The 9591-nt window shown below is 73.6% G+C and carries 7 protein-coding genes; 3 read left to right on the top strand and 4 right to left on the bottom strand.

What is annotated here, in order from left to right:
* Window positions 1-33: 33 nt before the first annotated feature.
* Window positions 34-438 carry a hypothetical protein gene (locus tag D7X12_RS34870; RefSeq protein WP_244224959.1) on the bottom strand — a complete coding sequence of 135 codons (405 nt, stop codon included), beginning with the start codon at window positions 436-438 and terminating at the stop codon, window positions 34-36.
* 430 nt (window positions 439-868) lie between these two features.
* On the opposite strand from D7X12_RS34870, the gene D7X12_RS34865 reads away from it, so the two are divergent.
* From D7X12_RS34865 to D7X12_RS34855, 3 genes are all read left to right on the top strand, one after another.
* Window positions 869-1864: a class I SAM-dependent methyltransferase gene (locus tag D7X12_RS34865; RefSeq protein WP_120629523.1), complete on the top strand. Its 996-nt coding sequence runs from the start codon at window positions 869-871 to the stop codon at window positions 1862-1864.
* 91 nt (window positions 1865-1955) lie between these two features.
* Window positions 1956-2759 (top strand): hypothetical protein, encoded by an 804-nt coding sequence (locus tag D7X12_RS34860; protein WP_120629522.1) that lies wholly within the window; start codon window positions 1956-1958, stop codon window positions 2757-2759.
* 45 nt (window positions 2760-2804) lie between these two features.
* Window positions 2805-4190 (top strand): WS/DGAT/MGAT family O-acyltransferase, encoded by a 1386-nt coding sequence (locus tag D7X12_RS34855; RefSeq protein WP_120629521.1) that lies wholly within the window; start codon window positions 2805-2807, stop codon window positions 4188-4190.
* 5 nt (window positions 4191-4195) lie between these two features.
* Here the strand turns inward: D7X12_RS34855 and D7X12_RS34850 are convergent, their stop codons facing one another.
* The 3 genes from D7X12_RS34850 to D7X12_RS34840 all read right to left on the bottom strand — a co-directional run.
* A complete protein-coding gene (locus D7X12_RS34850; protein ID WP_208719478.1) occupies window positions 4196-5566 on the bottom strand; it encodes a sigma-54-dependent transcriptional regulator in 1371 nt (456 codons plus the stop codon).
* Window positions 5563-7095 (bottom strand): sensor histidine kinase, encoded by a 1533-nt coding sequence (locus tag D7X12_RS34845; protein WP_120629520.1) that lies wholly within the window; start codon window positions 7093-7095, stop codon window positions 5563-5565. Before D7X12_RS34845 ends, D7X12_RS34850 begins: the two co-directional genes overlap by 4 nt.
* 22 nt (window positions 7096-7117) lie before the next feature.
* Window positions 7118-9591: FrgA protein (locus D7X12_RS34840; protein ID WP_244224958.1), on the bottom strand; the 2474-nt coding region annotated here is incomplete at its 5' end.

The raw sequence follows: 9591 nt of genomic DNA, 5'->3' as shown, positions 1-9591 counted from the left end.
CCCTCCACCAACGCCCGGGCCCCCGCCGGATGCCTAGAGGCGCCCCGCGTTCGCCCAGTCGATCATCCGCTCCGCCAGCTCCTCCGCGTTGCGGCGCAGGTAGGCCAGCTGCAACAGCTCATCGTCCGTGCGCGCCTGCCCCAGCCGGGCCCGCAGCCCCTCCGCGAAGCGCACCACCTGCCCGATGCTGAGCGCGCCCCGGTCCTCCTGCGCCCCCGCGAAGCCCGCCACGTCCGCCTCCACCGTGTGCCCCTCCGCCAGCAACGCCTCCACCAACGCCGCGCGAGCCACCCGGCGCTCGTGCTCCCGCGCCTCCTGGAGCTGCCGCCGCCAGGGCTGCGCCTCCCACCGCGCACGGGCCGCATCCTCGGGGGCCTGCACCGCCAGGACCTCCCACGGCACCTCCTGCAGCTGCGTCGACTCAATGGCTGGAATCATCAGTGCCCCCTCTCCACCCCGGCGTCCATCCGCGGGCAGGACCGGCATCGAGCCTCCGTTCCGCGAGCTGTCCTCACGGGTAGGGGGCTTTGAGAGGAAAAACGCTTTAACCTTTTTTCCTTGAATGCCCCGGAGGGGTGCTTGAGCCACCACTGCTGGACACCCCAGCGGGTAGGAAAAACCTTCTTGGCGGCTCACTTTCCGAGATGCGGGCATGAGGGTCCTGTCGGGTGGCGTCGCGGGGACGTCTTTCCCTGGAGTGTCGGGACGGGCATTTCCTGGATCGCGGGTGTTCAGGCGGGGACAGAGGGCAGCCCCCGGGACGGATGGGCCGGGTGGGAAATCTCCAGCATCGTGCGGAGTCCTGGTCCCCGGGGGCGGGTGTGCGGTGTGCCTCGGAGGACCATCACCAGGCTTCCGGGGGGATGCCATGTCGAACCTGCTCGACCTGCCTCGTCAGGCATTGATGGATTTGCGCTCGCGTATCAGCCACCTGCCGCTGGTGTCCCTGCTGCACCGCCGGCACGCACCCAACAGCCTCATGCTGTCCAGCCCGTCACCGCAGGACTCGGTGCTGGCGGATCCCCGGCGCGTGGAGACGTGGCACCGCGCGGTGGAGCGCTACGTGCGCCCGCACCATGTGGTGGTGGACGTAGGCGCCGGCACCGGCCTGCGCACCTTCCTGGCCGCGCACCAGCGACCGCGCAAGCTGTACGCGGTGGACGACTCGCGCCTCCTGGACACGGCGCAGTGGGTGGCCCGGCGCAACGGGCTGGAGAACATCGACTTCGTGCGCGAGCCCACCTGGCACTTCCAGCCGCCGGAGAAGGCGGACGTGCTGCTGCACGAGCTGCTGGGGGACGCGCTGTTCGACGCGGGCCTGGTGCCGCGGATGTTGGATTTGCGCTCGCGGCTGCTCAAGCCCGGGGGCCGCATCCTGCCCAACCGCTTCGAGGTCTATGTGGAGCCGGTGCAGCTTCGCGAGGAGGCGTGCGTCCCCTTCATCTGGACGCAGCACCTGCCCCACGTGGACTTCCGCTGCCTCCAGTCGCTGCGCGAGGCGATGAGCCCGTCGTACTTCACGCGGCTGGTGCGCTCGTACGAAGTGGACCACCTGCTGTGCGAACCGGAGGCGGCGTTCAGCTTCGACCTGGAGACGATGCGCGCGGACGGGTTGCCCACGCGCGTGCGCTTCCAGCGGCCGGTGGAGGAGGACGGCCGGGTGGATGGCTTCTGCCTGTTCTACAGGGTGGCCTTCGACTCCGAGCTGGACTTCACGGTGTCCCCGCTGCGCGAGCGCAACGCCACGGCGATGACGCTCTTGCGCGTGGAGCCGCGCGAGTTCAGCCGCTACGACACGCTGGGCTTCGAACTGGAGCTGCCCAACCCGTCCGACCCGCGCACCTGGCGGTGGCAGTTCACCTGACGGCAGTGTGGGGCCCTGGAGTGATGCCCGGTGGACAGGCGTCCTGCCTCCCGATGTCGCGGGAGGTGGGACTGCCTAGCTTGCAGTACGCATGCGACTGCCCCGCCTTCTCGTCCTGCTCCTGGTCTCCAGCGCTGGCCTGCCCGCGGCGGCCCAGGCCCCGCGCACGGTGGCGGGGGTGTGTGGCCGCACCAACTGGGCCTGCGTGTCGGAGTGCATCGACGCGGAGTGCGTCGACAAGTGTCTGCGCGAGGGGTGTGAGGACTCGCTCAAGCGGTTGAAGTCCTGCACCAGCAAGGCGGCCTGCGCGCCGGACGATTCGAAGTGCGCGGCCACGTCCTGCGGACAGACGTGTGAGCGGGCCTTCGAGCCCGCGCCGAAGAGCCCGGAGAAGCCGGTGGAGGACCCGTGCGAGGGGCCCCAGGCGCTCCAGGGCACGGCGGTGCCGGAGGAGCTGGTGGGCACGTGGGTGCTGTCCGCAGCGAGCCTCCCGGACATCGACCAGGGCCGGGAGGAGCGCATCGACGTGCAGCCCCGGTCGGACTACGCGCGGTCGCTGCGGATGACGCCGACGGGGTGCTTCGTGCTGCGCACGAAGCTGGACGACGCGACGCTCGGGCGCGGCAGCACACTGGACGTGCGCGCCTGGGGCAGGGTGGAGCTGAAGGACAAGAAGCACCTGGCGCTGCGCACGCAGGATGGGCAGGCGGTGGGCCCGGTGTGCGGCAAGGAGCGCGTGGTGCCGCTGGCGAAGGGGAAGTTCAAGGGCGGGGAGTTCACCTACGCCATCGAGGACAAGGACTCGCTCATCCTGACGGTGCCGGGCGCCACGCGGCAGACGTTCCAGTTCGAGCGCGAGAAGCCCCAGGCTCCGGAGCCGCCGCCCAAGCCTTGAGCGACGGGCCTTGCTCCGACAGGCCGCGCGGGTGAGAAGGACGCCATGGCAGGCCGCGAGCGGATGGCGAGCATGGACGCGGCGTGGCTCCAGATGGAGGAGCCCGCCAACCTGATGATGATCACCGCGGTGCTGTGGTTCGACGGTCCAATGGACCGCGAGCGACTGCGCGAGGTGGTGCGCGAGCGCCTGGTGGAGCGCTACCCGCGCTTCCGGCAGCGCGTGGTGCCAGGGGCGCTGGGCGCGCCGCACTGGGAGGACGCGACGGACTTCGACCTGGACGCGCACCTGTCCACGCTGCGCGTGCCGGACACCGGAGGACGCGTGGCGCTGGAGGCCCTGGTCGGGGACTGGCTGGGCGTCCCGCTGGAGCGCGGTCGCCCCCTGTGGCAGCTGCACCTGGTGAAGGGCTCGCCCGCGGGCGACGTGCTCCTGGCGCGTTTGCACCACTGCATGGCGGATGGCATCGCGCTCGCGCGAGTGCTGCTGTCGCTCACGGATCCGGTGGATCCGGGGCCGCGCGTGGGGGACGACGAGGCGGAGCGCGGGACGGAACCCCCCGTGCGTCCGGCGGCGGAATCGCTGACGGCGCCCAGGTGGATGCGGCTGGCTCGCGGTGCACGCAGCGCGCTCCGCAAGGGCGTGGAGATGGTGCAGGAGCCCATCCTCGCGGGCGACCTGGTGCGCGAGGGCGCGAGGGGTGTGGCGGCACTGGGCAAGCTGCTCGTCCAGCCTCCCGACCCCCGCTCGCCCCTGCGTGGCCCCTTGGGGACGCGGAAGCTCGCCGCGTGGTCTGGGCCGGTGTCCCTCGCTCGGGTGAAGGCCGTGGGCCAGACGCTCGGGGGCACGGTGAACGACGTGTTGCTCACGGCCGTCACCGGGGCGCTGCGGCGCTACCTCTCCGCGATCGATGCACCGCTGGAGGACGTGCACGCGCTGGTGCCCGTGAACCTGCGGCCGCTGGATGAAGCGATACCCCGGGAGCTGGGCAACCACTTCGGCGTGGTGTTCCTGCGCCTGCCCATCCACCTGGAGGACCCCCGTCGTCGGCTCCGCGAGGTGTCGAAGCGGATGGAGGCCCTCAAGCGTTCACCCGAAGCGGTGGTGACGCATGGCGCATTGGAAGTGCTGGGGCGCACGCCCATCGCATTGGAGCGGATCATCGTGGACGTGATGGGCGCGAAGGCATCACTCGTCGCCACCAACGTGCCCGGGCCCCGTCAGCCGGTGTCCCTGGCGGGCGCGCACCTGGCGGGGCTCACGTTCTGGGTGCCGCAGGCAGGACACGTGGGCCTGGGGATCAGCCTCTTCAGCTACGCGGGCCAGGTGACCGTGGGCGTGGCCTCGGATGCGGAGCGCGTGCCCGACCCGGGCGCCATCGTCGCCGCGTTCCAGGACGAACTGGATGCGCTGGCCTCCGTGGCTCCCTGAGCCCGCTACAAGAGGCCGTGCTCCTCCAGCTTGTTGTAGAGCGTGCGCCGGCTGATGCCGAGCAGCCGCGCCGCCAGCGTGCGGTTGTCCCCCGCGCGCTTCAGCGCATCCACCAGCGCGTCCTTCTCCACGTCCTTGCGCCGCGACTCCAGCGTGCCGGAGTCGGCGGTGGGGGAGGGCGCGGCCACCGGCGGCGGTGCGAGCCCCGGCTGCCGTGACAGCTCGCGCGCCACGTCCGCGCCCGTGAGCGTCGGCCCGTCGGAGAGCACCACCAGCCGCTCCAGGAAGTTCTGGAGCTGGCGCACGTTGCCGGGCCACGGCTCGGCCTGGAGCGCCGCGAGCCCGTCCGCGCTCAGCGTGAACGGGGGCCTGCCGTTCGTCTTCGCGTGCACGTCCAGGAAGTGGCGCGAGAGCGGCTCGATGTCCTCCGGCCGCTCGCGCAGGGACGGCAGCCAGAGCGGCACCACGTTGAGCCGGTAGAAGAGGTCCTCGCGGAAGGTGCCCCGGCGCACCAGGTCCTCCAGCGGCTGGTGCGTGGCCGCGACGAACCGCACGTCCACCTTCACCGTCTGCGTGCCGCCCAGCCGTTCGAACTCGCGCTCCTGGAGCACGCGCAGCAGCTTCACCTGCACGGCCTGGGACACGTCGCCAATCTCATCCAGGAACAGCGTGCCGCCGTGCGCCAGCTCCACGCGGCCGGGCTTGCGCGTCGCCGCCCCCGTGAAGGCGCCCTTCTCGTAGCCGAACAGCTCGCTCTCCAGCAGCGTGTCCGGCAGCGACGCGCAGTGCAGCTTCACGAACGGCCCCGCATGCCGGGGGCTGCCCTCGTGCACCGCCCGCGCGGCCAGCTCCTTGCCCGTGCCGGACTCGCCTCGCAGCAGCACCGTGGCCGTGCCCAGCGCCGCCTTCGCCAGCAGCGCCTTCACCTCCGACATCGCGCGGCCTGTGCCCACGAACAGCCCGTCCGGCAGCTTGCCGGAGGTCCGCGGCGTCTCCTCGCGTGCGCGCAGCAGCGCCTTGCGCAGCGTGAAGAGCAGCTCCTCCCGGTCGAAGGGCTTGAGCACGAAGTCCGCCGCGCCCGCCTTCATCGCCTCCACCGCGAGCGGCACCGTGCCGTGCGCCGTCATCAGGAGCACCGGCACGTCCGGCCAGACGCGCCCCACCTCCGCGAGCAGCTCCAGGCCGCTCATGCCCGGCATGCGCACGTCGCTCAGCACCACGTCGATGGGGCGGCGCGCGAGCAGCGCCAGGGCGTCCTTCGCGCTGGACGCGGGGTGCGGGGTGAGGCCCGCCTGGGTGAGCAGCGCGCCCAGCACCTTGAGCAGCGCCGGGTCGTCGTCCACCACCAACACGTGGCCCTTCAGTGGCTCGCTCACGCGGCTTCTCCCTCGGACTGCTGGGACGGCAGGGCAGGGGCCGTCGGCAGGCGCAGGCGGAGGATGGTGCCACGGCCCTCGCTGCTCGTCAGTGAGGCCGTGCCGCCGTGCGCCTCCGCCACGCGCCGGACGAAGGCCAGCCCCAGGCCGCTGCCCGTCGCCTTCGTGGTGAAGAAGTCGTCGAAGGCCCGCTCGCGCGTGCGCGCGTCCATGCCGCTGCCGGTGTCCTCCACGCTCACCACCACCGCGCCGCCGTCCTCCTGCGTGCGCACGGTGAGCGTGCCGCCCGTGGGCATCGCCTCGAAGGCGTTGCGCACCAGGTTCTCCAGCGCGTTCGCGAGCAGGTCCTCGTCCCCCGCGCACGCGGGCAGGCCCGGGGCGAGCACCTTCGTCAGCACCACCGCGCCGGGGTTCGCGAAGGCCTGGAGCGACAGCACGTCCTCCACCAGCCGGTTCAGGTCCAGCGGCCGGCGCAGCGGCTCCACGCGCGCGAGCCGCTGATACGTGCCCGCCACGCGATCCAACCGCTCCACCTGCTCCAGCAGCAGGTCCAGGAACTCACCGTGCGTCTCCCACGAGTGGCCGCGCGCGTGCTCTTCCTTGAGGTACTGCGCGGCGCCCTTGAGCGCGGCGATGGGGTTGCGCAGGTCGTGCGCCATCTGCGCGGAGAAGCGCCCCAGCGTGGCCAACTGCTCCAGCCGCTCGCGCTGCGTGACGAAGCCCGCGACGACCCGCCGCGCCGCCGCCAGCAGCGCGAAGGTGATGGCGGTGGTGCCCACGACGAGCGCGCCCGACTCGGCGGCGAAGACGCGGAAGAGCGCGAGGTACGCGAGCACGCCCACCAGCGCCAGCACCCCCGCGTACACCGCCGCGCTCGTGGCCCGGGCGTCCTTGCCGAAGAGCTGGAAGCGCAGCGACGCGGTGGCCATCACCGGCAATCCCAGCAGCGTGCCCACGTTGCCCAGCTTCGGCACGGGCAGGGCCATGTCCGCCGCCAGGTCCGTGAGCAGCAGCGCGACCAGCAGCCCCAGCCCCAGCAGCACCAGCCCCGCGCGGGCCTTCTCGTCCGGGGAGCCCTCCCGGCGCAGGTGCCGGGCCAGCAGCGTGAAGGCCGCGGCGAGGATGGGGATGGCCACGGCGCTGACCGCGAGCCCGAAGCGGAACGTGTTGATGTGCGCTTCGAGCGCGGGCCACCCGATGGCCACGAGCATCGTCAGCGCCAGCAGGCTCATCACCGCGTAGGTGCCGTACATGGCCCAGGCGGAGCGGCGCCTGCGGCCCACGAACGCGAGGATGAAGTGCACCGCGCACGGCAGCGTCATCAGCGCCGCGGCAAAGCCCACCAGCCGCCAGCCCGTGTCACCCGAGCGCGCGAGCCCGAAGGCGGAGAAGTTCCAGGTGGACAGCGCGATGGACAGCAGCGACAGCGGCAGCGCGAGGGGGCTTCGGCCCACGCGGGCCAGCGCGATGCCGGCGAGGGCGAGCTGCCCCGCGCACGCCAGCAGGCTGACCCACATGGCGCCCGTCATCGCGCGCTCCCGGGTGGGGACCTCAGAGCATGCCCAGACGGCGGGCGTTGGCCGGATCCACCGCCGCGGCCTCCCAGCGTCGCACCGCGGCCTCGCGCTCCGCGTCCGGCGCGTCCGCGTAGTAGCCGAGCGTGTCGTGCAGCGCGCGGCTGAGCTCCTCGATGGACGCGAGCCGCACGTCCAGTTCGCGGTGGCGGAGCGCGGCCACCAGCCAGTCCGCGCGGCGGCGGCTGCGGTTCTCCGCCCACCACGACGACCACTGGCGCGGGTTCAGGCCCAGCGTGGCGCGCGTCACTTCACGCAGCGCTTCGGCGGCGGCCTGCGCGCACATCGCGTCGTCGCTGCCGGTGAGGTTGATGAGGCCCTCGATGGCGTCGCGGTCGTGCAGCGTGCCCAGGGCCCGGGCCGCGAGCGAGCGGCGCAGCGCGTCCCGGCTGGTCAATTCCTGGCGCAGGTCGCGCAGCGACGCATCCAGGCGCGGCAGGTGCTTGAGCGCGGCGGCGGCCACGCGCGCGGCGCTGGAGATGTCCGGCTCCAGGTCGAACAGGCCGCGCAGCACGCCGTCCACCAGCTCCGCGTAGGGCAGGTTGCCCGCGGTGAGCAGCGCGAGGTAGCGCGCGTCCGCGTCGTTCGAGTCCAGGAGCGGCGCCAGCGCGACGGCCGCGGGACGGCCCAGGCGCGACAGGGCGGCGGGGATGGGACCGAGCTCGTCCGCCTCGGGCAGCTCCACCACGGGGAGGCGGCTCCAGGCGGTGGGGCCGGGGAAGTGCTGCGCGAGCACGCGGGCGCTGGCCTCGGGCGAGCGCGCCAGCTCCGCCATCGCGCTGGAGCGCTGTGCGGCGTCCGGGCCCGTGAGGCGGCGCAGGAGGGGCGCGAAGTCCGGGGGCGGACGCTCTTCCGGGGACAGCACGCGCGGCGGCATGGCGGCGGCGCGGCCCAGGTTGCCCACGCCACCCCGACCGAAGAAGGGGCTCCAGCCGAGGCCCGCGACGACGGCGGGCGCGGGGGCGGGCTGGGACGAGGCCGGGAAGCCGGGCACGTCCACGTCGATGGTGAAGTCCTCCTCGGGCGCGCGCAGCTCGGCCACGCGCTGCTTGCGGAAGAGGATGAGCTCCTGGAAGGCGGCGGGCAGGTCCTGGCAGAACAGGATGTAGTCGCTCAGCCGGCGCTGGCTCATCGGCTTCTGGCCGCAGTCACCGTAGAGGATGGCCACCAGCCGGCCCTTCACCTCCACCGGGTACAGGAAGACGGTGCGCGGCGCCTGACGGCCGAACAGCTCCAGGTAGTGACGCGTGAGCGCGTCCGGCGGCAGCGGGCCCGCGTAGCTGCCGCGCGTGACGGCCACGGTGCGGAAGACGCTGCTCGCGTCCAGCGGGATGGAGACCTGTGACAGGGCGCCCGCGTCCAGGCCCTCGCCGCGCGCGTCCCAACCGCCCGCGGCGCCTCGGACCACCGCGAAGGCGGCCACGTAGTCGAACGTGCGGCGGCCGAAGCGCAGCGCCACGTCCACCAGCCGGTCGCGGTCCCGCGTCGACTCGCGCAGCGCGGCGCGTGCCTGGGGCAGCGTCCAGTCTGGGACCTCGGCCCCTGGCGCGTTGGAGGCACCCGGCACCGGCGCCGGGGTCTCCGGCGTGGAGCGCGGACGGCCGGCGCCCTGGTTCGACGCCGGGTTGCTGAAGATGATGAACGACGGCTCGCCTCGCGGCGGCGCGGGCGGGACGGCCGGCGAGACGCCTGGGGGCTGCTGTCCCTGTCCGGGCGCGGGAGGCCACACGGCGGGCGCGCCCTGGGGACGGGCTCCCGCGGCTTGCGGAGGCTGCGCGGCGGGAGGCACGGGCGGGGTGGAACCCGGCCGAGCGTTCTGACCTGCGGCCTGCGGCGGCGCGGAAGTGCCCGGCCGGGCGGGTTGCCCCGAGGACTGCGGCGGCGCGGCGGTGCCCGGTGCGGTGGCGCCAGGCCGAGCGTTCTGGCCGACGGCCTGCGGCGGCCCAGCCATGGGACCCGAGCCGGTGTTCTGACCGGGGGGCTGCGGCGATGTGGCGGTCGACCCTGGCCGAGCGTTCTGGCCCGAGGCCTGCGGCGACGTGGCGTGGGGGGGCGTGGCGGACGGCTGCGCAGCGGAGGTCCCCGCGATTCCGTCCGTGGCGATGGCGCGGCCAGGCGCGCGTCCGGCGGGCGTTCCCGGAGGCTGGGACGGGTTCGTGGAAGGCGGCTGTCCCTGCGGTGCGCCAGGGCCCGCGGCGCGACCCGGCTGCGAACCCGCCGGAGCGCCCTGGGGCGTGGCGGGCCCCACGGGCATCAGCACGGGCACGGGCTGCGGAGGCGGCAGGGGACGCTCGCCCGGAGGATGGAGCGTCGGAGGCGCGGCGCCGGTGCTCGCGCCCGGGTTCGGCGGCGTCTGCGTGGTGCGCGCCGCCGTGCCCGGCATGTTCAACCGCAGGGGCTCGCGCGTGTACGCGGGCGGCGGGATGTCAGCGGGTGCCGGGGGCGGGGTGG

Origin of the sequence: Corallococcus sicarius, from assembly GCF_003611735.1 — a bacterium.
GTDB lineage: Bacteria > Myxococcota > Myxococcia > Myxococcales > Myxococcaceae > Corallococcus > Corallococcus sicarius.
Note: the sequence above shows the minus strand (reverse complement) of the source record. Positions and strands in the feature narration are given on the sequence as shown.

Bases quoted from the DNA above. Each gene is read 5' to 3' on its own strand.
- D7X12_RS34860 (WP_120629522.1), top strand. From the start codon at position 1,956: ATGCGACTGCCCCGCCTTCTCGTCCTGCTCCTGGTCTCCAGCGCTGGC.
- D7X12_RS34865 (WP_120629523.1), top strand. From the start codon at position 869: ATGTCGAACCTGCTCGACCTGCCTCGTCAGGCATTGATGGATTTGCGC.
- D7X12_RS34870 (WP_244224959.1), bottom strand. From the start codon at position 438: ATGATTCCAGCCATTGAGTCGACGCAGCTGCAGGAGGTGCCGTGGGAG.
- D7X12_RS34845 (WP_120629520.1), bottom strand. From the start codon at position 7,095: ATGACGGGCGCCATGTGGGTCAGCCTGCTGGCGTGCGCGGGGCAGCTC.
- D7X12_RS34855 (WP_120629521.1), top strand. From the start codon at position 2,805: ATGGCAGGCCGCGAGCGGATGGCGAGCATGGACGCGGCGTGGCTCCAG.